The organism is Roseateles sp. GW821-FHT09H11, from assembly GCF_059415845.1.
In genome coordinates, this window is sequence record NZ_JBWKOA010000005.1 from 212,894 (window position 1) to 233,445 (window position 20,552).

Here is a 20,552-nt window from a genome sequence, read left to right on the forward strand (position 1 = left end):
TCGGGTTCCGCTGCGGTGGCGATTTCGGTCAGGCGATGATCTTCGTGGCCGTCACGTCCAGCTTGGGCGGCGTCTCGAAGGTGTGGAACGGCGCCGGCGACGGCACTTCCCATTCCAGGCCTTCGGCGGCTTCCCACGGCTTCTGCGGGGCCTTCTCGCCCTTGCCGCGCATCATCGGGATGGCCACGGCGAGGAAGAAGTAGACCTGCATCAGACCGAAGCCGAAGGCGCCGATCGAGGCCACCGCGTTGAAGTCGGCGAACTGCATCGGGTAGTCGGCGTAGCGTCGCGGCATGCCGGCCAGGCCGAGGAAGTGCATCGGGAAGAAGGTCAGGTTGAAGAAGATCAGCGAGCCCCAGAAGTGGATCTTTCCGCGCGTCTCCGAGTACATGACGCCGCTCCACTTCGGACCCCAGTAGTAAACGCCGGCAAACAGCGCGTACAGCGAGCCGGCCACCAGCACGTAGTGGAAGTGGGCCACCACGTAGTAGGTGTCCTGGAGCTGGATGTCGACCGGTGCGACCGCCAGGATGAGGCCCGTGAAGCCGCCCATCGTGAACACGAAGATGAAGCCGACGGCCCACAGCATCGGGGTCTCGAAGGTCATCGAGCCGCGCCACATCGTCGCCAGCCAGTTGAAGATCTTCACGCCGGTGGGCACCGCGATCAGCATCGTCGCGTACATGAAGAACAGCTGGCCCGTGACCGGCATGCCGGTGGCGAACATGTGGTGCGCCCACACAATGAAGGACAGGATCGCGATCGAGGCCGTCGCGTACACCATCGAGGCGTAGCCGAACAGGCGCTTGCGGGCGAAGGCCGGGACGATCTGGCTCACGATGCCGAACGCCGGCAGGATCATGATGTAGACCTCGGGGTGGCCGAAGAACCAGAAGATGTGCTGGTACATCACCGGGTCGCCGCCGCCCGAGGGCGTGAAGAAGCTGGTGCCGAAGTGGCGGTCCGTCAGCGTCATCGTGATCGCGCCGGCCAGCACCGGCATCACCGCGATCAGCAGGTAGGCGGTGATCAGCCAGGTCCACGCGAACATCGGCATCTTCATCAGCGTCATGCCGGGCGCGCGCATGTTGAGGATGGTCACGATGATGTTGATCGAGCCCATGATCGAGGACGCGCCCAGGATGTGCATCGCGAAGATGCCGGCGTCCATCGACGGGCCCATCTGCAGCGTCAGCGGCGCATAGAGCGTCCAGCCGGCCGCCGGCGCGCCGCCGGGCATGAAGAACGAACCCACCAGCATCAGCGCCGCCGGGATCATCAGCCAGAAGCTGAAGTTGTTCATCCGCGCGAAGGCCATGTCCCCCGCGCCGATCTGCAGCGGGATCATCCAGTTCGCGAAGCCGACGAAGGCCGGCATGATCGCGCCGAACACCATGATCAGGCCGTGCATCGTCGTGAACTGGTTGAACAGCTCAGGATTGAAGAACTGCAGGCCCGGATGGAACAGCTCGGCACGGATGCACAGCGCCAGGATGCCGCCGACCATCAGCATCGTGAAGCTGAACAGCAGGTACATCGTGCCGATGTCCTTGTGGTTCGTCGCGAAGACCCAGCGCCGCCAGCCCGTCGGGGCGTGGTGGTCGTGGTGATCGTCATGGCCATGGGCATGACCGGTCGGGTGGTCGAGCACTGCACTCATGTCAAATCCTCGGTGGCTAGTCGCCGTGGCGATCTGGCGTTCAATCGTTCAGTCGAAGCGGGAGCGGGTCGGGGGTCAGGTCATGCGCGCGTGACCGGGGTCACTTGGCGCGCTCCGCCACGACTTCCGACGGCTGCACGATCTGGCCGGTCTTGTTGGACCAGGCGTTCTTCGTGTACGTCACGATGGCGGCGATCTCGCTGTCCTTGAGCACCGTCTTCCAGGCCGGCATCTGGCCCTTGCCGTTGAGCACCAGGTGGAGCTGCTGGGTGTGGTCGTCGGCCTTCACGATCGCCGAGCCGTCCAGCGCCGGGAACTGGCCCGTGCCCTTGCCGTCGGCCTTGTGGCAGACCGCGCAGTTGGCGTCGAACAGCTTCTGGCCGCGGGCCTGCAGCTCGTCCATCGTCCAGACCTTGCTCGGATCGTCCGCCTTGGCGGCGATCTTCTTCTGTTCCTCGCCGACCCAGGCGCTGTAGTCCTTGGCGCTGAGCACCTTGACGTGGATCGGCATGTAGGCGTGCTCCTTGCCGCAGAGCTCGGCGCACTGGCCGTAGAAGTCGCCGACCTGCTCGGCCTTGAACCAGGTGTCGCGCACGTAGCCCGGGATCGCGTCCTGCTTGACGCCGAAGGCCGGCACCATCCAGGCGTGGATGACGTCGTCGGCGGTCGTGATGATGCGGATCTTCTTGTCGACCGGCACCACCAGCGGGTTGTCGACCTTGAGCAGGTAGTTGTCGACCTGGCCGGGGTGGCCGGAGTCCGACAGCGCGCGGTGCGAGGCGTCCAGCGTCGAGACGAAGCCGATGCCCTCGCCCTCGCCCTTCAGGTAGTCGTAGCCCCACTTCCACTGGTAGCCGGTGGCCTTGATCGTGATGTCGGAGTTGGTGGTGTCCTTCATCGCCACGACGACCTTGGTCGCGGGCAGCGCCATCAGGATGACGATGATGAAGGGCACGATGGTCCACGCGATCTCGACCTTCACGCTCTCGTGGAAGTTCGCCGGCACCGCGCCCTTGGACTTCCGGTGCTTGAAGATCGAATAGAACATGACTCCGAACACGGCGATGAAGATCGCCAGGCAGAGGATCAGCATCATGTTGTGCAGCCACATCTGCTCATGCGCGATCTTGGTGACCGGCGGGTGCAGATTCAGCTGGTTGACGGCCGGACCTCCGGGGAGGTCATTGACCGCCAAGGCGACCTGGCTGGCCAGCGCGGCCGACAGGCCGAACGCGAGCTGGCTGCAGCGGCGCCCCAGTTGCACACAACTGTGTTCAATCGTCATGGTCGTCTCTTTATCCAGTCTTTCTCAAGCTCTTGTCACCCAGGTCTCTTCCAGGCGGCTTCGGTGCTCGAGCCCGCTCGTAGCGCGGGCTCCGGCGCCAAGCGATGGCGGAAACCTACGGGGCCAGCAGACGTACTCCAGTCGGGGGCGGATTCTAGCCCACCCCCCTGACGCACTATGACTGGGCGCAGCGCGCCAAACCGCCCAGGATTACCCGCAGAATGGTGCGCTCTCGCCCTCTGGAAACGCGGGGCTAGCCGAGCCCGCGAACGACGGGGGTCAGTGTTTGCCCGCGCCGCGCACCATCGCCCGCATCTGATCCAGCGAGACCTCGGTCGTGGCCGCCACCTTCACCTTCGGTTGAGGCTTGAACGCATGGCCGTAGACCAGTTCGATGCTCAGCGACAGGCGGCCGTCCGCGCCGCGCAAGGACTCGAGCGCGTGCATGAGCCGCTCGCGCCAGGCTTTCGTGCGCAGACCGCGCAGACGCGCCGGCGCAAGGTTGCCGCCGAGTGCGCGCAGATCGCGCAGCAGGTCCTGCGGCGAGCTCCAGGTGAGGCGCAGATGTTCCTGGTCCATCACCGGGTCGGCGAAGCCCGCGTGCACGAGCAGGTCGCCGAGGTCGTGCATGTCGACCCAGTCCGGCGCCGGCGGGCCCCAGCCCTCGCGGGCGAAGATCGGGCGCAGTTCGATGAAGCTGTCCGGCCCGAGGCACGAGAACATCAGGCAGCCTTCGACCGCGAGGCCCGCGTGCCAGCGCTTCACGAGTTCGGGCTTGTCGGCCTCGGCGTGCAGTTCCATGTTGGACCACGCCAGTTGCGCGGCGCCGGCCGGCGGCTCGGTGACGAGCTCGGTCGGCGCGCTGCCACGCAGCTTGTCCACCATCGATTGCATGAAGCCGCGCTTGAGGCGTTGCGCGAGCAGCGCGCGAACATCGGCGTCGGGTTCGAGCCACAGCTGGGTCGCTTGCGGGTAGTGCTGGCGCAGGCCTTCGTCGCCGCCGCCGATCGACGGGCGGCTCTGCAGCACGGCCGTCGGCTGCAGCCGGATCACCGGCAGTCGGTCCAGCATGCGCGTGGCCACTTCCTGATGCAGCCACGGGGCCTGGTCCGACGCGGCCAGGCGACGGCGCTGCCGCCGCGCCGCGCCCGCATCGATCTGCTGTGTGCTTGGCGGCAAGGCCTCATCTCCAGTCATGGGGCGGGATTGTAGGCGGCCATGCTTGACCTGTTCCGGCGCCGGTCATTGGCGCGATCCTCGATGGCAAGCGGCCTCGCGCGGTTCTGGCCAGGGCAGTGCGCGTTCTGCCGATGCTGGTGCCAGGGACCGCTGTGCGCGGACTGCGAGGCCGGGCATCCGGTCGACGCGGGGCCGCGCTGCGCGCTCTGCGCCCTTCGACTGCCGACGGGCGAGCGCGCCACGGACGCGATGCGCTGCGGACGATGCGCGTCGCATCCGATGCCGTTGTCGCGATGCATCGCGGCGATGGATTACCTGTTCCCGTGGGACCGACTGTTGCTGGGCCTGAAGTTCGGCGAGCGGCTCGAACATGCGCCGCTGCTCGCGGCGCGGTTGTCGCGCGCGCTGACGCTCGCGGAGGTCGAGCCGCCCGACCTCATCGTGCCGATTCCGCTGTCGGCGCAGCGCCTGCGCGAGCGCGGCTACAACCAGGCGCACGAGATCGCGCGCCGCCTCGTGCTGCCGCCGGAGGCCGAGCGACAATCCCGGCTTTGCGCGCTGACGCTGATGCGCTTGCGGAACACCGACCAGCAGGCGCAGTTGCCGCTCGACGAGCGCCGCGGCAATCTGCGCGGAGCGTTCGCCGTCGTGAAGCCGGTGCACGGCTTGAGTGTCGCGATCGTCGACGACGTCATGACCAGCGGCGCCACGTTGCACGAGGCCGCGCTGGCCTTGCGCCGCGCGGGCGCCCGCGACGTGCAGGCCTGGGTGGCCGCGCGCACGCCTTGATCCTTGTCGAAAGAGCTTCGCCCCATGTTCAACATCGTGCTGGTCCATCCGGAGATTCCGCCCAACACCGGCAATGTGATCCGGCTGGCGGCCAACACCGGCTGCCGGCTGCACCTGATCGAACCGCTGGGGTTCTCGATGGAGGACAAGCTGCTGCAGCGCGCCGGCCTCGACTATCACGAGTACGCGCCGGTGCTGAGGCACGCGGACTGGGAACGCTTCATCGCCGCGGAGCAGCCGGATGCGACGCGGATGTTCGCGTTCACCACGCGCGGCAGCCGGCTGCTGCCGTCGGTCGCGCTCAAGCCCGGCGACTGGCTGGTCTTCGGTTGTGAGACGGCGGGACTGCCGACGGACTTGCGCGACAGCTTCCCGCTCGAGCAGCGCGTGCGGCTGCCGATGCGAGACGGGCAGCGCAGCTTGAACCTCAGCAATGCGGTGGCCGTGGCGGTCTTCGAAGCGTGGCGGCAGAACGGCTACGCCGACGGCGTCTGATCGCCGACGCCCCACGACGGCACTTCCACCGCTGCTGGCCGTCAAAGGCCGCCTATTCGCGTTCCAGCTTGAGCTGCCGGATCAGCGCGCCCCAGCGCTTGCGTTCGTCGCTCATGAGGCTGTCCAGCCCTTCGGGCGAGGTGCCTGCCGCGCTGAAGTACAGCGGCAGCAGCTGGCGCCGGAAGGCGTCGCCGCGGACGATGCGGATGACCTCGTCGGCCAGGCGACGCACGATCACTTCCGGCGTGCCGGCCGGCGCCAGCAGCGCCTGCCACGACGTGGCCTCGAAGCCGGGATAGCCGGATTCCGCCACGGTCGGCAGTTCCGCGAGCGCGCCGAAGCGTCCGGCGCTGGTCACGGCCAGCGCCTTCAACTTGCCGGCCTTGACCTGCGGCATCGCGATCGCCGGCACCATGAAGCCGGCGTGGATCTGTCCGGCCAGCATCGCGTTCACGACCTGCGGGAAGCCGGCATACGGCACGTGGACCAGCTTCAACCCGGCGCGCGCGATGAAGGATTCCATCGCCAGATGCGCGGCACTGCCATTGCCGATGCTGCCGTAGTTCAGCGCTCCCGTGCGCTGCTTCGCCAGCGCGACGAACTGCGCGAGCGTGTCCACACCGAGCGACGGTGGCACGACGAGCACGTTCGGTGAGCTCGCGATGAAGCTGACCGCGCGCAGCTCGCGCTGCGGGTCGTAGGGCAAGGCCTTCGCCAGCAGCGGCGCGGTGATCAGCGGTCCCTGGATCGTGAACAGCAGCGTGTGTCCGTCCGACGCGGCTTTCGCGACCGCGCCGGTACCGATGTTGCCGCCGGCGCCGGGCTTGTTGTCAATGACGATCGGCTGGCCGAGTGCTTGCGCGAGCGGCTCGGCGAGATCACGCGCGATCAGGTCCGGAGAACTGCCGCCGGGGAACGGCACGACGAGGCGGATCGGCCGCGATGGCCACGGCGTTGCCGCGCGACCGGACAGCGGCAGCGCGCCGAGCGCGGTCGCGGCGATCAGCGCGCGGCGCTTCACCACTCGGACTTGGCCTGGCGCCCCATCAGCGCATCCAGGGCTTCGTGCGTGGTCATGCGTCCCTCCAGGACCTCGACGACCGCGGCGGTGATCGGCATGTCGACGCCGGCACGCTGCGCGCGCGCCAGCACCGTCGGCGCGCTGTAGACGCCTTCGGCGACGTGGCCCAGCTTCACGAGGATGCCCGGCAGGTCCAGGCCCTCGGCGAGCAGCAGGCCGACGCGGCGGTTGCGCGACAGGTCGCCGGTGGCGGTGAGCACCAGGTCACCCAGGCCCGCGAGCCCGAGCAGCGTCTCCTGCTGCGCGCCGAGCGCGAGCGCGAGCCGCTGCATCTCCGCCAGTCCGCGCGTGATCAACGCGGCGCGGGCGTTGAGGCCGGGGCCTTTCACGCCCTTCGCCTCGGCGACGAGCCGCAAGCCGTCGGCGATGCCGACGGCGATCGCCATCACGTTCTTCACCGCGCCGCCGACTTCGACCCCGACCGGATCGGCCGACGAATACACGCGCAGACGCTCGCTGTGGAAGGCCGACACGCCCAGTTGCGCGAGCGCCGCGTCGCCGGACGCGGACACGAGCGCGGTCGGCTGGCCGGCGGCCACTTCCTGCGCGAAGCTCGGGCCCGACAGGATGCCGGTGGCCAGTTGCGGCGCGACCTCGCGGGCGATCTCATGGCCCAGCAGACCGGTGCCGGCCTCGAAGCCCTTGCACAGCCACTGCGCCCGTGCGCCCGCCGGCAAACGGGCGAGCATGCCGCGCAGGCCCGACATCGGCGTCGCGATGACGATCAGCCCGTCGCGGCCGTGCGCGAGCGCGCCCTCGAGGTCGTCGGTCAAGGCCAGGGCGGCCGGCAGCGGCGAATCAGGCAGGTAGCGGACGTTGCAACGGTCGGCGCGCATCGCGGCGATCGCGCCGGCGTCGCGCGCCCACAGCGTCACCTCATGGCGCGCGCTCGCGGCGATCGCCAGCGCCGTGCCCCAGGCACCGGCGCCGAGCACGCTGATCTTCATGCGCGGAGCAGTCATGGTCTGTTCGGAGGATCGGTGAAATGAATCTCGCAATGAAACACGCCGGCCAGCGGACAGGTCCGCGAGGCCGGCGCGCTCATGGGGCCGAAGCTCAGTTCGGGATGGCTTCGCCGTTGCCCTGGCCGTTGGCGGCCAGTTGCGCCTGCTGGGCTTCGAACATCGCCTGGAAGTTCACTTCCGTCAGCATCACCGGCGGGAAGCCGGCGCGCGTGCAGACGTCGGAGACGATCGCGCGCAGGTACGGGTAGATCATCTGCGGGCAGACGATCGCCAGGATGCCTTCGAGCTGATCCTGCGGCAGGTTGCGGATCTCGAAGATGCCGGCCTGCTTGGCTTCGATCAGGAACAGGGTCTTGTCCTGCACCGTCGTCGTGACGGTGGCGGTGACGCTGACTTCGAACAGACCCTCGGCGACCGGTTCGGCGGCCAGCGAGAGCTTGATGTCGACCTGCGGCTGGGCCTGCTCCAGCAGGATCGCCGGGGCGTTGGGCTGCTCCAGCGACAGGTCCTTCAGGTACATGCGCTGGATCTGGAACACGGGAGCGTTGTTGTCGTCGGCCATGGGGTCATCCAAATGAAAAAGCCCGCCAGCGGCGAGCCGTGGCGGGCATTATGACCGAGCGTTCGCGACAGTCCGGTGAGGGGTTTCCGGAGAATGGCGAGGACTTCGGGCGCCGCGGTGTCAGGCCTGCAACAACGGTTGCAGACCGCCGCGCTGGTCCAGCGCGATGAGGTCGTCGCAACCGCCGACATGGGTCTCGCCGATGAAGATCTGCGGCACGGTGCGGCGACCGGTCTGCTGGATCATCGCGTCGCGTTGCGACGGATCCAGGTCCACGCGGACCTCCTCGATCTGGCTGACACCCCGCTGGTTGAGCAGGTGCTTCGCCCGCACACAGTACGGGCAGACCAGGGTCGTATACATCTTCACGGCGGCCATCGCCAGTTCTCCAAGAATCGTGTCGAGCGTCCTCTTCCGGCAATCGAGGTGCCGGCTCGGTCGCCAGGGCGGTCAGGCCGCGGACGTCTCGACAGGCAAACTCGCCTCGCGCCAGGCGGTCAGACCGCCCTGGACAGCGACCGCGTTCGCGTAGCCCTGTTTCTGCAGGATGCCAGCAGCGCGCTGCGCGCGTGCGCCGGTCTTGCACATCAGCACCACCGGCAGGGCCTTGTTGCTGGGCAGTTGCTTGACCGGAAGGTCCGTGCCAGTCAACGTCGACAGCGGCACGCTGCGGGCGCCCTTCGCGTGGGCGGCGGCAAACTCCTCCGGCTCGCTCACGTCGACCAGAACACCCTTCTCGCGGTTGACCAGGCGCACCGCCTCGGCCGTCGGCACGCCGCCCGCCTTGCCGCGCATCGACGTCCACAGCAGCAGACCGCCCGACACCAGGGCCGACAGCACGAGATACCAGTTTTCAATCAGGAACTTCAAGGCGGGGCCCGTTCGGTTGGATGCAAAAGCCGAGGATTATAGGAAGCCGGCTTGGGTCCGCGGACACCGCTCGCCGGCTCAAGCCGGGGCGGGGTCTCCTCATACGTCTCGCAGGCTCCACAAATCGTCGACCCCGCCCCGGCTTGCGCCAGCTCGGACCGAGCACTTCGGTCCATGCCCGCGTCAGCTGAGCTTGAAGGTGGAGACTGCGGACTGCAACGCGCGGGCCTGCTGCTCGAGGCTGTTGGCGGCAGCGGCGGCCTCCTCGACCAGCGCGGCGTTCTGCTGCGTCATCTGGTCGAGCTGCACCACCGACTCGTTGACATGGCCGATGCCCTGGCTCTGTTCGGCGGACGCCGCGGTGATCTCGCTGATGATGTCGGAGACACGCTGCACGCTGGCCACGATCTCCTCCATCGTCGCGCCCGCGTCCTGCACCAGGCGCGAACCGGCTTCGACGCGCGTCACGCTCGCGCCGATCAGCGTCTTGATCTCCTTGGCCGCTTCGGCGCTGCGCTGGGCCAGCGAACGGACCTCGCTCGCGACCACGGCGAAACCGCGGCCCTGCTCGCCCGCGCGGGCCGCTTCGACCGCCGCATTCAGCGCCAGGATGTTGGTCTGGAACGCGATGCCGTCGATGGTGCCGATGATGTCGCCGATCCGACGCGAGCTCGCGCTGATCTCGTCCATCGTCGAGACGACCTGCCCCACGACCTCGCCGCCCTTCTTCGCGACGGTCGCCGCGCTGCCGGCCAACTGGTTCGCCTGGCTGGCCGCGTCGGCGCTCTGGCGCACGGTCTCGGTCAGCTGCTGCATGTTGGACGCCGTCTGCTCCAGCGAACCCGCCTGCTTCTCGGTCCGCACCGACAGGTCCTGGTTGCCCGCGGCGATCTCGCGCGAGGCCACCGTCATCGAGTCGGTGCCGCTGCGCACATTGCCGACGATGGCCGACAGGCCCTGCGACATGTCGCGCACCGCCGCCAGCAGGCTCGCCTCGGCGCCCGGCGCGACGCGGATGGCCTGCGAGAGGTCGCCCTCGGCCATCTGCCGCATCACGTCGCGGGCGTACTCCGGCTCGCCGCCCAGTTGGCGCCACACGCTGGTGATCAGCAGCCACGAGCCGGCGCCCAGGCACACGACGACGATCAACCCGCTCAGCACCGTCGCCCACAGGCCGGCGCCGACGCCCTTCTCGGCGCTCGACAGCGTCGCGTCGAAGGTGGTCTTCGCGTCGGCGCGCGCGTCGCCGAGCGTCTGCTCCAGCGCCTTCTGCGCCGCCTGCATCTTCGGGATCGAGCCCGCCTGATCGCCCTGCTTGATGCCGAGGAACAGCTGCGCCGTCTCGACCGAGGCGGCGTAGTAGGCCTCGAAGCCGCTCTCCAGCTTCGCACCGGCATCGGCGCGACCCGGGATCGCCTTGATCGACGCGATCACCTTGCGCATCGCGGTCGCGCGCTCGGCGGCCTCGTCCAGGCGCTTCTTCTCGCCCTCGGCGACGGCGGACTGGATCGTCCCGCCCAACGCCTCAAGCTGCGCGGCCACCTGGTTGGTGGCCACGAGGTACGGATAGTCCGCCTCGCCCAGCGCGTGGATCGCGCCCGAGGTCCGCGACGAAAAGAACAGCACCACCGCGATGCCCACCGCGAAAACGATCGCCGCCAGCACCGGCAGCATCGCGATACGGGTCTTCAAGTTCATGCCTGACTCCAGTCCATCTTTTGTCCCAACGACCTCCCCGAGGTCGAAGGCGCCCGCATCCTGCGAGGCACCCCGGCACCAGCCGCCGGTCCGTCTGCGCGGACTCCTCGGCCGATGCGGGAGCGGCAAGCGCCGCTCCGGTGGCGGCGTCAATCGACGCTGAGCACCACCTTCACCGAGCCGTCGACCGCCGACTTCTCGATGTAGCCGATGGCATCGGCATTCGCGGCGACGAACTTCTTCACGTCGGCCGCGCTGCCCAGTTCCTTGGGCGGCGTGCCCTTGCCCGAGAACACCAGGCGCGACCACGCGGCCTTCACCTGCGCGGACGATTTGCCGGTGGCCTTCGAATAGAACTGCTCGCGCGCCGCGGCGCTGTCGGGCAGATCCACCGCCTGCGCGGCGCTGCCGTTGGGCAACTGGTTGGACTTGCCCAGGAAGATGCTCGCGACCTGGTCGGCGGTCATGCTGGCGACGGGGCTCTTCGGATTGACCACGACGGCGACTTGCGCCTGCGCGGCCACGGCGGCGGCGAACAGCGCCGCGCCGATCACGGGCTTGATCATGTTGAACTGCATGGGGGCCTCTTCTTCTGATGCTTAGAACACGAAGTCGACGGCGACGCTGTAGACGCCGACGCGCTCGTTGTTGAAGCCCGGCTGGACGTTGTAGAACTGGCCGGCGCCGGTGGTCTTGATGCTGTCGTACTGGGCCTTGACGGCGATGTTGCGCCAGGCATCCCAGCGCACGCCGAGGCCGATGGTCTTCTGCGGCGTGCTCTGCGCGGCGGTGACCGCGTCCACGACGGCGCGCAGCGGCAGGCCACCCACGACGACCGTGCCCGGGATCGTGTTGTTGACGTTGCTGCTGTCGGTCTTCTGCTGCGACAGCGTCGCGTACGGCGTGAACTTGCCGACGCGATAACCGACGGTCGTGTACCAGCCGGTGGTGTCCGGCACGAACGAGTCGTTGCGGCGCTTGGTGTACTCGGCGGCGACGACCCACTGGCCTTCGTCGTAGGTCAGGCCGACGCCGGAGAAGCTCGCGTCCTTGTCGGTCGGGTCGATCTCGTTGCCGACCGAGGCGAACGGCGTCTGGCGCAACGCGCCGACCAGCGAGGCGACAGTGGCGCTGTGCGCGGTCAGCTTGCCCTGCGCATGGCCGACGCGCAGGTTCAGGCCGTCGGCCAGTTCGACGGTGGCGTTCACGCCAATCATCTTCTTGATCTCGAGCTTGGTCTGGCGCACGTACGACGAGGCCTCGCCGCCGAAAGCCTGCAGCGAAACGCTCTTGCCGGCGACCTGCGTCGTCCAGTTCACGTCGGCGCCGTCGAAGTGGCTCACCGGCACCTGGCCGTAGACGTCGATCGGCGGACGCAGCCAGGTGTTGGCATAACCCACGTCACGGAAATCGGAGACCGCGAAGAACGGCGCGCCGATGCGGCCGGCGCGGATCGCCAGACCCGGCGTGGCCTGCCACTTGGCGAAGGCCCATTCGACCTGCGGCGTCCAGTCGCCCTTGCCGGTCTGCTTGGTCAGCACCTGCACGGTGGCCGAGAACTGCGCGTTGAACTTCGCCGTGCCCTGCAGACCAAGCTTGCTGTCGACTTCACCGCTGACCGTCTTGTCCGCGCCGTGGACCTGGCCGGGGATCACGTACTCGGCGCCATCCTTGGTCGTGCCGGTCAGGCCGACCGTGCCGAAGCCGGAGAACGAGAACATCGAGTCCGATTGGCCCTGCGCCTGCGCGCCGAAAACCACCAACGCCAGCGCCAGCGGCGTCATGCGCAAGTTCTTCACCACCATCATTGCAAGTACTCCTGTACAGCGTGAATGCCCAACGTGGGCATGTTCTTTTGACGAACCAAACTGGGGCGCAGGTGCGCCTTTCGCCCGGCACGAAAGCAGTTGTCGGCCCTGCGGAAGCCTTCTTGAGGCGGGCGCCCTGGAGGGCTGCCTCTAGAATCCGCCGGGCCTGCCGGAACCCGGCCAAACCTCACGAACCCACCCAAGACCCATGTACAAGCTCGTGCTGATTCGCCATGGCGAATCGACCTGGAATCTCGAGAACCGCTTCACCGGCTGGACCGACGTGGATCTGACGCCCACCGGGGTGGAGCAGGCCAAGCAGGCGGGCCGTCTGCTGAAGGAAGCCGGCGTCGACTTCGACGTGGCCCACACTTCGGTGCTCAAGCGCGCCATCTGGACCCTGTGGCATTGCCTCGATCAGATGGATCGCCAGTGGCTGCCGGTGAAGCACAGCTGGCGCCTGAACGAACGCCACTACGGCGGCCTTCAGGGTCTGAACAAGGCGGACATGGCCAAGCAGTACGGCGACGAGCAGGTGCTCGTCTGGCGCCGGAGCTATGACACCCCGCCGCCGGCGCTGGAAGCGTCGGACCCGCGCAGCGAGCGCGGCGACATCCGCTATGCCGGACTGCAGCCGTCGGACGTTCCGCTGACCGAGTGCCTCAAGGACACCGTGGCCCGCGTGCTGCCCTATTGGAACGAACAGATCGCACCCGCGATTCTGTCGGGCCAACGCGTGCTGATCGCGGCCCACGGCAACTCGATCCGTGCCCTCGTGAAGTATTTGGACGGCATCGCCGACGAAGCCATCGTTGGCGTGAATATTCCCAATGGGATCCCGCTGGTCTACGAACTGGACAAGGACCTGAAGCCCATCAAGAGCTATTACCTGGGCGATGCCGAAGCCGCCGCGAAGGCTGCCGCAGCGGTGGCGAACCAGGGCAAGGCCTGAGGGTCAGGCGACGTCCTCGTGCGCCGCGCTCGGTGGCGCACAGGGACTGACGCAGAAGAACGAAAGCCCGGCAGTGCCGGGCTTTTTCGTTGATGGCGCGCGAGGCGCCGCGCTGCGCGGATGCGCCCTACTTGCGGCGCAACGCCGTCGCCAGCAGTTCCGCGATGCAGACCGCGTTGCTCTCGTGCGGCACCGCGTTGCTGCTCCAGACGTGGCGCACGCCGGCCGCCCGCAACGCCGGCAACGCGTCGCCGTTGAAGAGCGCGTGCGTCACCGCGACGTCGACGCTGGCCGCGCCGCGTTCCAACGCCTCGCGCGCCGAGCCGATCAGCGTGCGACCCGTCGACGCCATGTCGTCGAGCAGCACCACCGCGCGACCGCGCACGTCCAGATCCGGGAACGCGAGCTGCACCTGGGTATCGCCGAAACGCACCTTGCGGCCAATCGCATGTTCGAGCTTGGCGGCACGCGCCGCCTCCGCGACCCACTGGCCGGACTCTTCATCCGGCCCGACCAGCACCGCACCGGGGACCTGCGTCGCGATGAAACGCCCGAGCAACGACGCCGCCGACAGCGCGACGCCCCGCCCTTTGGGCATGACTTCGTCCAGGCTCGCGATGCGGTGCAGATGTGGGTCTACCGTCACCACGCGGTCGAATTGCGTCGACAGCAGCGCGGCGATGTGCCGTTGGCTCACGGCCTCGCCGGGGGTGAACTCCATGTCCTGTCGCATATAGGCGAGATACGGCGCCACCAGCATCAGATGCCGGACACCCCAACCGCGCGCGGCAGGCGCGGCGATCAGCAGCTCGACCAGGCGATCGTTCGGCTGATGCTGCAATCCACGCAGCACGATGATGTCGACCGGCAACGGCTTGGGCAGGACCAGGCGCAGTTCCCCGTCCGGAAAACGGTGGCGCGTGATCACGCCCAGCGGACGGCCCAACTCACGCGCCAGACGCGTGGCCAACTCCTGTTCATCTTCGAAACAAAGCAGCATCGGCGAATCCTCGCACCAATCGGGACCCGGAGGGCATCCGGCATACCCGGGCTGGGCGAAATGAGCCCGGTGGTTGGGGCGTCCCTGATCAACCCAGGACTCAGGGCCTGGGGAGTGCGTTGTTGATTCGGTCCGAGAGAGCCCCCGCCAGATGGCGGCGATCAAGACCCTCCGTGGGCATCGCCGGCAAGGAACGCACTTCGACCGACAGGTCCTTCGCGGTCAGGATGCGCCACAGGCTCTCCATCAAGGACATCTGACCGATGTACTGCGCGGCGGCGCTGTACGGCACGTTCGGCTGGTGCCAGCGCAGCACCACCGGTTGCAGCGGCGTGTGCGTGCTGATCGCGGCCTGCAGCAGATTGCCGTGCAAAGGCAGCAGCGGATAGCCGGCGCCTGTCGTGCCCTCGGGGAAGACAGCCACCGTCTCGCCAGCAGCCAGCGCCTCCGCCGTCTTGTGCACGACACGCAGCGCGTCGCGCTTGCTCGCGCGCTCGATGTAGAGCGTGCCGACCGCCGTCGCCAGCGCGCCCACCAGCGGCCAGGTCGCGATGTCGGCCTTCGAGACGAAACGCGCCTCCGGCATCACCGCGTGCATCGCGGCAATGTCCAGCCAGGAGATGTGGTTCGCCGTGATCAGCCGCGGCGACGGCGCCTGCGGACCAGGCGCCTCCAGTCGCACGCCCAGCACCCGTAGCAGCTCGGCGGACCACCAGCCGACATGGCGATGCTTGGTCGGCGTGTCGAAACCGCGCCAGCGCACCTGCACGATGTAGACGCCGTGCACGATGTGCGCCAGCATCCGCAGCGCACGCCACACGCCGACCAGCGTCCGCATCAGGCGATCCGCTCGGCTTCGGTGACCAGCGCTTCGTAGGCGACCGTGCCGGCCACCAGCGTGTAGCGCACGCGGCCCGGCAGCTCGAAGCCGGTGATGTCGAACGCGAACGGCGTGTGCTTGCCCTGGCTGACAAGACGCTCCGGCGTCACGGCACCGGTGGCTTCGGCATCGAAGACGACGACGTCGCCGACGCCGCCCTCGACCAGGCGGCCCGCGCTCGCCGCCAACGAGCCGAGCGCGCTGCCCAGCACCTTGACCGGACGAGCGGTGATCGTGTCGAGCGACTGCGCCAGCGACAGTCCTTCGTCCTGACCCCAGCGCAGCGCGAGGCTCAGCAGCAGCTCCAGGCCGGTCGCGCCGGGCGTGGCTTCGGCAAAGGGCAAGGTCTTCTCGTCGGCGGCGACCGGGTTGTGGTCGCTGACCAGCGCGTCGATGGTGCCGTCGGCCAGCGCGGCGCGCAGCGCGTCGCGGTCGCGCTGCTGGCGCAGCGGCGGCTGCAGGCGCATCGAGGAGTTGAAGTAGCCGATGTCGACGTCGGTCAGATGCAGCGAGTTGATCGAGACATCCGCCGTGATCGGCAGTCCGTCCTTATTGGCCTGGCGCAGGAGCTCCACGCCGGCAGCGCTGCTGATTCGGCACAGGTGGACGCGGCAGCCGGTGACGCGGACCAGTTCCAGGATCGTGTGCAGCGCGATGGTCTCGGCCGCGACCGGCTCGCCGGACAGGCCCAGTCGCGTCGCCACCGCGCCACTGGCCGCGACACCGCCGCTCAGCCACGGATCCTGCGCATGCAGCCACAGCGTGTAGCCGAAGCTCGCCGCGTACTGCATCGCGCGCTGCACGGTCAGCGTGTTGCGGATGGGCACGTAGGCCTGCGAGAAACCGACGCAGCCGGACTCGGTCAGCTCGGCCATCTCGGTGAGCGACTCGCCGGCGAGGCCGCGCGTCAGCGCGCCCAGCGGGAACAGCCGGCACCGGCTGAGCTTGCGGGCGCGGAACTTGAGCATGTCGACCAGGCCGGGCTCGTCGAGCGTCGGATCGGTGTCGGGCGGGCAGACGAGGCTGGTGACGCCGCCGGCGGCAGCCGCGGCGAGTTCGCTCTCCAGCATGCCTTCGTGCTCGTGGCCCGGCTCGCGCAGGCGGGCGGCGAGGTCGACAAGACCCGGCGCGACCACGAGTCCGGTCGCGTCGATGACGCGATCGGCGTTGAAGTCGCCGACGCTGCCAAGGCCGACGATGCGGCCCGAGGCGATGGCGAGGTCGCCGACCTGGTCGAGGCCCGAGGCCGGATCGAGCAGGCGACCGTTCTGGATCAGGATTTTCATTGTGCCCTCCAGGTGCTGCGCACCGCCTCCCCGAGGGAGGGTTGATTGTCTTGGGACGGCCCGGCGTCAATCATGCTTCGTTCCCCGCCAGGATGGACATGACAGCCATGCGCACCGCGATGCCGAAGGTGACCTGCGGCAGGATGACGCTGTGCTGGCCGTCGGCGACGGTGGACGAGATCTCCACGCCGCGGTTGATCGGGCCCGGATGCATCACGATCGCATCGGGCTTGGCCAGCGCCAGCTTCTCGGGCGTCAGGCCGAAACTCTTGAAGTACTCGCCAGCGCTGGGCAGCATCGCGCCGCTCATGCGCTCGTTCTGCAGGCGCAGCATGATGATGACGTCGGCACCGCGGACGCCCTCGGCCATGTCGTGGCACACGCGCACGCCCATGTCCTTGAGATCCCCCGGCACCAGCGTCTTCGGGCCGACCGCGCGGATCTCCGGCACGCCCAGCGTCGTGAGCGCGTGGATGTCGCTGCGCGCGACGCGCGAGTGCACGATGTCGCCGACGATCGCCACCGTCAGGTTGGAGAAGTCCTTCTTGTAGTGCCGGATCGTGTACATGTCGAGCAGGCCCTGCGTCGGATGCGCGTGGCGGCCGTCGCCGGCGTTGACCACGTGGACATGCGGCGCGCAGTGCTGCGCGATCAGGTAGGGTGCGCCGGACTCGCTGTGGCGCACCACGAACATGTCCGCGTGCATCGCCGACAGGTTGGCCACGGTGTCGAGCAGCGTCTCGCCCTTGGCCGTGCTGGAGCGCGCGATGTCGAGGTTGATGACGTCGGCGGACAGGCGCTTGGCGGCGATCTCGAAGGTGGTGCGGGTGCGGGTGCTGTTCTCGAAGAACAGGTTGAACACCGATTTGCCGCGCAGCAGCGGCACCTTCTTCACCTCGCGGTCGTTGACCGAGAGGAAGGTCCCGGCCGTGTCCAGGATCTGGTGCAGCACGGCCTTGGGCAGACCTTCGGTGGACAGCAGGTGGATCAGCTCGCCATGCTTGTTCAGCTGCGGATTGCGTTTGCTCAGCATGGGGTCAGTCCTCCTTCACGTCGAAGCTGAAGCGGCCGCCGTCACCCTTGACCAGGCTCAGGCGCTGGTTCGGCGCGACCGCGACGCGGGCGGCGGAGAACACCGGTTCGATCGGCAGCTCGCGGCCGCCGCGGTCGACCAGCACCGCCAGCGTGACGCTCGCGGGGCGGCCGAAGTCGAACAGTTCGTTGATCACGGCGCGCGTCGTGCGGCCGGTGTAGAGGACGTCGTCGATCAGCAGGATGTGGCGGCCCTCGACCTCGAAGGGCAGCTTCGTGTGATCGGCGCTGGCGTTCATGCCCTTGCTGCCGAAGTCGTCGCGGTGCAGCGCGCTGGAGATCACGCCGTGCTGGCCGGCGAGCTTCAGGTCCTGCTGGAGGCGCTCGGCGAGCCAGGCGCCGCCCGACCAGATGCCGACCAGCGCGCAGTCGGGTTGCAGCAGGCGCTGGACGCCGCGCACGAGGTCGGCGTAGAGCGCTTCCGCATCGAGGTGCAATGTGCTCATGGATGTTCCCGGAAGAATTGTTCGAGGATCAATGCCGCGCTCGCGGCATCGAGATCGCGCGCGCCCTGCGACTGGGCTTCCGCGCTGGTATAGCGTTCATCGACTTCGACCACCGGCAGCCGATAGCGGCCGCGCAGTTGCCCGGCGAACTTGAGCGCGCGGGCGGTCATCTCGTGCGGCGCGCCATCGGGATGGCGCGGCACGCCGATGACCAGCGCATCGGGCTGCCACTCCTGGATCAGCGCCGCGATCGCGGCCCAGCGGGCGTCGCCCTGTTCGGTCACGGTCCGCAGCCCGCGCGCGCTCCCCAACATCCGGTTGCCGGTGGCCACGCCGAGACGCTTGATACCGAAATCAAACGCGAGGGGAGCGACGAAGGAGGACGGGGAAGCGAGGCTCATGGCGCTTCCGGGGTTCATGCGTGCCCGGCCTCCTGGCTGAGCATGCGCGGGTCGATGCCGAGCAGCGCGAGCGCCTTGTCGTAGCGCTCCTCGATCGGCGTGTCGAAGATGATCTCGGGCGTGGCGTCGACGGTGATCCAGCCGTTGCGGCCCAGTTCCTCCTCGAGCTGACCGGCGGCCCAGCCGCTGTAGCCCAGCGTGACCAGCACGCGCTTGGGACCGGCGCCGTTGGACAGGGCTTCGAGCACGTCACGGCTGGTGGTCATCTCCAGCCCGCCGGGCACGGCCAGCGTCGCGCTGTAGTGGTTGCCCTGCTCGTCCAGCGCCTCATGCAGCACGAAGCCGCGCTCCGTCTGGACCGGGCCGCCGAAGAACACCGGCCGCGCGGCCATGTCCACATCGGACAGCTCCAGCTCGACCTTCTCGAACAGGTTGCCCAGGGTCAGCGAGATCGGCTTGTTGATGACCAGGCCCAGCGCGCCCTTCTCGTTGTGCTCGCACAGGTAGATGACGGAGCCGGCAAAGGTCTCGTCCACCATGCCGGGCATGGCGATCAGGAACTGGTTGGTCAGGTCGATGCGTTCCTTGGACATAGGGACGGATTCTATTTCACCGACACTCCCTCTCCATGAACGCCCTTGTCTGGTTCCGGCGCGATTTGCGCGCGGACGATCATGCCGCCCTGTTCCACGCCCTCAAGCGCCACCCGCGCGTGTTCTGCGCCTTCGTGCTGGACACGGACATCCTGGACGCGCTGCCGCGCGCGGACCGCCGCGTGGAGTTCATCGTCGACGCCCTGCGCGTGCTGGATGCGGATCTGGCGGCGCTGGCGCCCGGCGCCGGACTGATCGTGCGGCACGGCAGCGCGAGGGAGCAGATCCCGGCCCTGGCGGCGGCGCTGGACATCGGCGCGCTCTATTTCAACCACGACGACGAGCCGGACGCGCTGCGCCGCGATGCCGATGTCGGCGACACGCTGCTCGCACGGGGCGTGCAGGTGGAGAGCTGCAAGGACCACGTCGTCTTCGAGCGCTCGGAGATCCTGACGGGCTCACGCAAGCCTTACGGCGTCTTCACGCCCTACAAGAACGCGTGGCTGCGGGAGATCAATCCGTTCTTCCTGAGCAGCTATCCGGTCGAGCGCTATGCGTCCCATCTGGCGGAGGCGCCCCAGCGCGGCGTGCCGTCGCTGGGCGACATCGGATTCGAGCCAGCCGGTCTCCCCGCGGCGTTGACCGGCGGCAGCGCGGGCGCGCAGCGCCTGTTCGAAGAGTTCCTTGAACGCATCGACCGCTACACCGAGACACGCGACTTTCCCGCCGCGAAGGGTCCCAGCTATCTCAGCACGCATCTGCGTTTCGGGACGATCTCGATCCGCCGCCTGGCACGCGAAGCCTGGCAGCGCGGCCATGCGCCGCAGGCCGGCAAGAACGTCAGCGCGGGCGCGCAGACCTGGCTGTCCGAACTGATCTGGCGGGACTTCTACCACCAGGTCCTGCATCACCATCCGCATGTCGTGGGGGGTGCGTTCCGCCCTGAATACGACCGCATCGCCTGGGCCGGCGGCCCCGATGCGGATGCCGACTTCGAGGCCTGGTGCCAGGGCCGCACCGGCTATCCGCTGGTCGACGCGGCGATGCACCAGATCAACGAGACCGGCTACATGCACAACCGGCTGCGCATGGTCACGGCCAGCTTCCTCATCAAGGACCTCGGCATCGACTGGCGCCGCGGCGAGGCCTACTTCGCCGAAAAGCTGATCGACTTCGACCTCGCCGCCAACAACGGCGGCTGGCAATGGGCCTCATCCAGCGGCTGCGATGCGCAGCCCTACTTCCGCATCTTCAATCCGGTCAACCAGAGCGAGAAGTTCGACCCCGACGGCAAGTTCATCAAGCGCTACCTGCCGCAACTCGCGAAGCTGCCGGCCAAGCTGATCCACGCACCGTGGCTGGCGAAGCCGGCAGAACTCGCGGCCTGCGGCGTCGTGCTCGGGCGCGACTATCCGGAGCCGGTCGTGCGGCATGAGACGGCACGGATGGCGACGATGGCGCGCTATGCCGTGGTCAAGGACCGGGGGTTCTCCGGGGAATGAACGTCACG

General features: G+C 68.3%; 22 protein-coding genes. 4 read left to right on the forward strand and 18 right to left on the reverse strand.

The window, feature by feature from the left end; translation table 11 throughout:
* Window positions 1–28 precede the first annotated feature (28 nt).
* The 3 genes from ctaD to AC07PR_RS17960 all read right to left on the reverse strand — a co-directional run bounded on the left by ctaD (window position 29) and on the right by AC07PR_RS17960 (window position 4,124).
* Entirely contained in the window at window positions 29–1,660 is a 1,632-nt protein-coding gene (ctaD, locus tag AC07PR_RS17950) for a cytochrome c oxidase subunit I (protein WP_495136096.1), read from the reverse strand.
* 100 nt (window positions 1,661–1,760) lie between these two features.
* Entirely contained in the window at window positions 1,761–2,945 is a 1,185-nt protein-coding gene (coxB, locus tag AC07PR_RS17955; RefSeq protein ID WP_495136097.1) for a cytochrome c oxidase subunit II, read from the reverse strand.
* Window positions 2,946–3,224: 279 nt separating this feature from the next.
* On the reverse strand, window positions 3,225–4,124 hold the full coding sequence (locus AC07PR_RS17960) for a biotin synthase (protein WP_495136098.1): 900 nt from the start codon (window positions 4,122–4,124) through the stop codon (window positions 3,225–3,227).
* A gap of 81 nt (window positions 4,125–4,205) precedes the next feature.
* Here AC07PR_RS17960 and AC07PR_RS17965 point away from each other — a divergent pair, with 81 nt between their 5' ends.
* Window positions 4,206–4,913 carry a ComF family protein gene (locus tag AC07PR_RS17965; protein WP_495136099.1) on the forward strand — a complete coding sequence of 236 codons (708 nt, stop codon included), beginning with the start codon at window positions 4,206–4,208 and terminating at the stop codon, window positions 4,911–4,913.
* 24 nt (window positions 4,914–4,937) lie between these two features.
* Complete coding sequence (gene trmL / locus AC07PR_RS17970; RefSeq protein WP_495136100.1) at window positions 4,938–5,408, forward strand: tRNA (uridine(34)/cytosine(34)/5-carboxymethylaminomethyluridine(34)-2'-O)-methyltransferase TrmL; 471 nt, start codon at window positions 4,938–4,940, stop codon at window positions 5,406–5,408.
* Window positions 5,409–5,460: 52 nt separating this feature from the next.
* Here trmL and AC07PR_RS17975 read toward each other — a convergent pair whose 3' ends face one another.
* The 8 genes from AC07PR_RS17975 to AC07PR_RS18010 all read right to left on the reverse strand — a co-directional run bounded on the left by AC07PR_RS17975 (window position 5,461) and on the right by AC07PR_RS18010 (window position 12,389).
* Complete coding sequence (locus AC07PR_RS17975) at window positions 5,461–6,432, reverse strand: Bug family tripartite tricarboxylate transporter substrate binding protein (RefSeq protein ID WP_495136101.1); 972 nt, start codon at window positions 6,430–6,432, stop codon at window positions 5,461–5,463.
* Window positions 6,426–7,436, reverse strand: a complete 1,011-nt coding sequence (locus AC07PR_RS17980) for an NAD(P)H-dependent glycerol-3-phosphate dehydrogenase (protein WP_495136269.1) — start codon at window positions 7,434–7,436, stop codon at window positions 6,426–6,428. Before AC07PR_RS17980 ends, AC07PR_RS17975 begins: the two co-directional genes overlap by 7 nt.
* A 109-nt stretch (window positions 7,437–7,545) precedes the next feature.
* On the reverse strand, window positions 7,546–8,016 hold the full coding sequence (gene secB / locus AC07PR_RS17985) for a protein-export chaperone SecB (protein WP_377160291.1): 471 nt from the start codon (window positions 8,014–8,016) through the stop codon (window positions 7,546–7,548).
* Between the two features lie 120 nt (window positions 8,017–8,136).
* Window positions 8,137–8,394: a glutaredoxin 3 gene (gene grxC / locus AC07PR_RS17990; RefSeq protein ID WP_377160289.1), complete on the reverse strand. Its 258-nt coding sequence runs from the start codon at window positions 8,392–8,394 to the stop codon at window positions 8,137–8,139.
* A gap of 72 nt (window positions 8,395–8,466) precedes the next feature.
* Window positions 8,467–8,886, reverse strand: coding sequence for a rhodanese-like domain-containing protein (locus AC07PR_RS17995; RefSeq protein WP_377160287.1), 420 nt, complete (start codon window positions 8,884–8,886; stop codon window positions 8,467–8,469).
* Between the two features lie 183 nt (window positions 8,887–9,069).
* On the reverse strand, window positions 9,070–10,584 hold the full coding sequence (locus tag AC07PR_RS18000) for a methyl-accepting chemotaxis protein (RefSeq protein WP_377160285.1): 1,515 nt from the start codon (window positions 10,582–10,584) through the stop codon (window positions 9,070–9,072).
* 149 nt (window positions 10,585–10,733) lie between these two features.
* Complete coding sequence (locus AC07PR_RS18005) at window positions 10,734–11,162, reverse strand: type 2 periplasmic-binding domain-containing protein (protein ID WP_331615564.1); 429 nt, start codon at window positions 11,160–11,162, stop codon at window positions 10,734–10,736.
* 21 nt (window positions 11,163–11,183) lie between these two features.
* Entirely contained in the window at window positions 11,184–12,389 is a 1,206-nt protein-coding gene (locus tag AC07PR_RS18010) for a porin (protein ID WP_483107812.1), read from the reverse strand.
* Between the two features lie 211 nt (window positions 12,390–12,600).
* Between AC07PR_RS18010 and gpmA the strand changes: the two genes are divergently transcribed.
* Window positions 12,601–13,344 carry a 2,3-diphosphoglycerate-dependent phosphoglycerate mutase gene (gene gpmA, locus AC07PR_RS18015; RefSeq protein ID WP_088406360.1) on the forward strand — a complete coding sequence of 248 codons (744 nt, stop codon included), beginning with the start codon at window positions 12,601–12,603 and terminating at the stop codon, window positions 13,342–13,344.
* A gap of 127 nt (window positions 13,345–13,471) precedes the next feature.
* On the opposite strand, the gene AC07PR_RS18020 is transcribed toward gpmA, so the two are convergent.
* The 7 genes from AC07PR_RS18020 to AC07PR_RS18050 form a co-directional block, all read right to left on the reverse strand.
* Window positions 13,472–14,344 (reverse strand): ribose-phosphate diphosphokinase, encoded by an 873-nt coding sequence (locus tag AC07PR_RS18020; protein ID WP_377160278.1) that lies wholly within the window; start codon window positions 14,342–14,344, stop codon window positions 13,472–13,474.
* A gap of 100 nt (window positions 14,345–14,444) precedes the next feature.
* Complete coding sequence (locus AC07PR_RS18025; protein ID WP_377160276.1) at window positions 14,445–15,182, reverse strand: lysophospholipid acyltransferase family protein; 738 nt, start codon at window positions 15,180–15,182, stop codon at window positions 14,445–14,447.
* Window positions 15,182–16,510, reverse strand: coding sequence for a dihydroorotase (locus AC07PR_RS18030; RefSeq protein ID WP_495136102.1), 1,329 nt, complete (start codon window positions 16,508–16,510; stop codon window positions 15,182–15,184). The genes AC07PR_RS18025 and AC07PR_RS18030 overlap by 1 nt, the downstream gene beginning before the upstream one ends.
* Before the next feature lie 70 nt (window positions 16,511–16,580).
* Window positions 16,581–17,543, reverse strand: coding sequence for an aspartate carbamoyltransferase catalytic subunit (locus tag AC07PR_RS18035; RefSeq protein ID WP_377160272.1), 963 nt, complete (start codon window positions 17,541–17,543; stop codon window positions 16,581–16,583).
* Window positions 17,544–17,547: 4 nt separating this feature from the next.
* Complete coding sequence (gene pyrR, locus AC07PR_RS18040; protein WP_495136103.1) at window positions 17,548–18,048, reverse strand: bifunctional pyr operon transcriptional regulator/uracil phosphoribosyltransferase PyrR; 501 nt, start codon at window positions 18,046–18,048, stop codon at window positions 17,548–17,550.
* Window positions 18,045–18,449, reverse strand: coding sequence for a Holliday junction resolvase RuvX (ruvX, locus tag AC07PR_RS18045; RefSeq protein WP_495136104.1), 405 nt, complete (start codon window positions 18,447–18,449; stop codon window positions 18,045–18,047). The genes pyrR and ruvX overlap by 4 nt, the downstream gene beginning before the upstream one ends.
* Window positions 18,450–18,463: 14 nt before the next feature.
* Complete coding sequence (locus AC07PR_RS18050; RefSeq protein WP_377160266.1) at window positions 18,464–19,042, reverse strand: YqgE/AlgH family protein; 579 nt, start codon at window positions 19,040–19,042, stop codon at window positions 18,464–18,466.
* Window positions 19,043–19,077: 35 nt separating this feature from the next.
* On the opposite strand from AC07PR_RS18050, the gene AC07PR_RS18055 reads away from it, so the two are divergent.
* A complete protein-coding gene (locus AC07PR_RS18055) occupies window positions 19,078–20,544 on the forward strand; it encodes a cryptochrome/photolyase family protein (protein ID WP_495136105.1) in 1,467 nt (488 codons plus the stop codon).
* Window positions 20,545–20,552 lie beyond the last annotated feature (8 nt).

Excerpts from the sequence above, each read along its gene's own strand:
- ctaD (WP_495136096.1), bottom strand. The coding sequence starts at position 1,660 with ATGAGTGCAGTGCTCGACCACCCGACCGGTCATGCCCATGGCCATGAC.
- trmL (WP_495136100.1), top strand. The coding sequence starts at position 4,938 with ATGTTCAACATCGTGCTGGTCCATCCGGAGATTCCGCCCAACACCGGC.
- AC07PR_RS18020 (WP_377160278.1), bottom strand. The coding sequence starts at position 14,344 with ATGCTGCTTTGTTTCGAAGATGAACAGGAGTTGGCCACGCGTCTGGCG.
- gpmA (WP_088406360.1), top strand. The coding sequence starts at position 12,601 with ATGTACAAGCTCGTGCTGATTCGCCATGGCGAATCGACCTGGAATCTC.
- AC07PR_RS17980 (WP_495136269.1), bottom strand. The coding sequence starts at position 7,436 with ATGAAGATCAGCGTGCTCGGCGCCGGTGCCTGGGGCACGGCGCTGGCG.
- grxC (WP_377160289.1), bottom strand. The coding sequence starts at position 8,394 with ATGGCCGCCGTGAAGATGTATACGACCCTGGTCTGCCCGTACTGTGTG.
- pyrR (WP_495136103.1), bottom strand. The coding sequence starts at position 18,048 with ATGAGCACATTGCACCTCGATGCGGAAGCGCTCTACGCCGACCTCGTG.
- AC07PR_RS18050 (WP_377160266.1), bottom strand. The coding sequence starts at position 19,042 with ATGTCCAAGGAACGCATCGACCTGACCAACCAGTTCCTGATCGCCATG.
- coxB (WP_495136097.1), bottom strand. The coding sequence starts at position 2,945 with ATGACGATTGAACACAGTTGTGTGCAACTGGGGCGCCGCTGCAGCCAG.
- AC07PR_RS18030 (WP_495136102.1), bottom strand. The coding sequence starts at position 16,510 with ATGAAAATCCTGATCCAGAACGGTCGCCTGCTCGATCCGGCCTCGGGC.
- AC07PR_RS18005 (WP_331615564.1), bottom strand. The coding sequence starts at position 11,162 with ATGCAGTTCAACATGATCAAGCCCGTGATCGGCGCGGCGCTGTTCGCC.
- AC07PR_RS18025 (WP_377160276.1), bottom strand. The coding sequence starts at position 15,182 with ATGCGGACGCTGGTCGGCGTGTGGCGTGCGCTGCGGATGCTGGCGCAC.
- AC07PR_RS17965 (WP_495136099.1), top strand. The coding sequence starts at position 4,206 with ATGGCAAGCGGCCTCGCGCGGTTCTGGCCAGGGCAGTGCGCGTTCTGC.
- AC07PR_RS18000 (WP_377160285.1), bottom strand. The coding sequence starts at position 10,584 with ATGAACTTGAAGACCCGTATCGCGATGCTGCCGGTGCTGGCGGCGATC.
- secB (WP_377160291.1), bottom strand. The coding sequence starts at position 8,016 with ATGGCCGACGACAACAACGCTCCCGTGTTCCAGATCCAGCGCATGTAC.
- AC07PR_RS18055 (WP_495136105.1), top strand. The coding sequence starts at position 19,078 with ATGAACGCCCTTGTCTGGTTCCGGCGCGATTTGCGCGCGGACGATCAT.
- AC07PR_RS18035 (WP_377160272.1), bottom strand. The coding sequence starts at position 17,543 with ATGCTGAGCAAACGCAATCCGCAGCTGAACAAGCATGGCGAGCTGATC.
- AC07PR_RS18010 (WP_483107812.1), bottom strand. The coding sequence starts at position 12,389 with ATGGTGGTGAAGAACTTGCGCATGACGCCGCTGGCGCTGGCGTTGGTG.
- ruvX (WP_495136104.1), bottom strand. The coding sequence starts at position 18,449 with ATGAGCCTCGCTTCCCCGTCCTCCTTCGTCGCTCCCCTCGCGTTTGAT.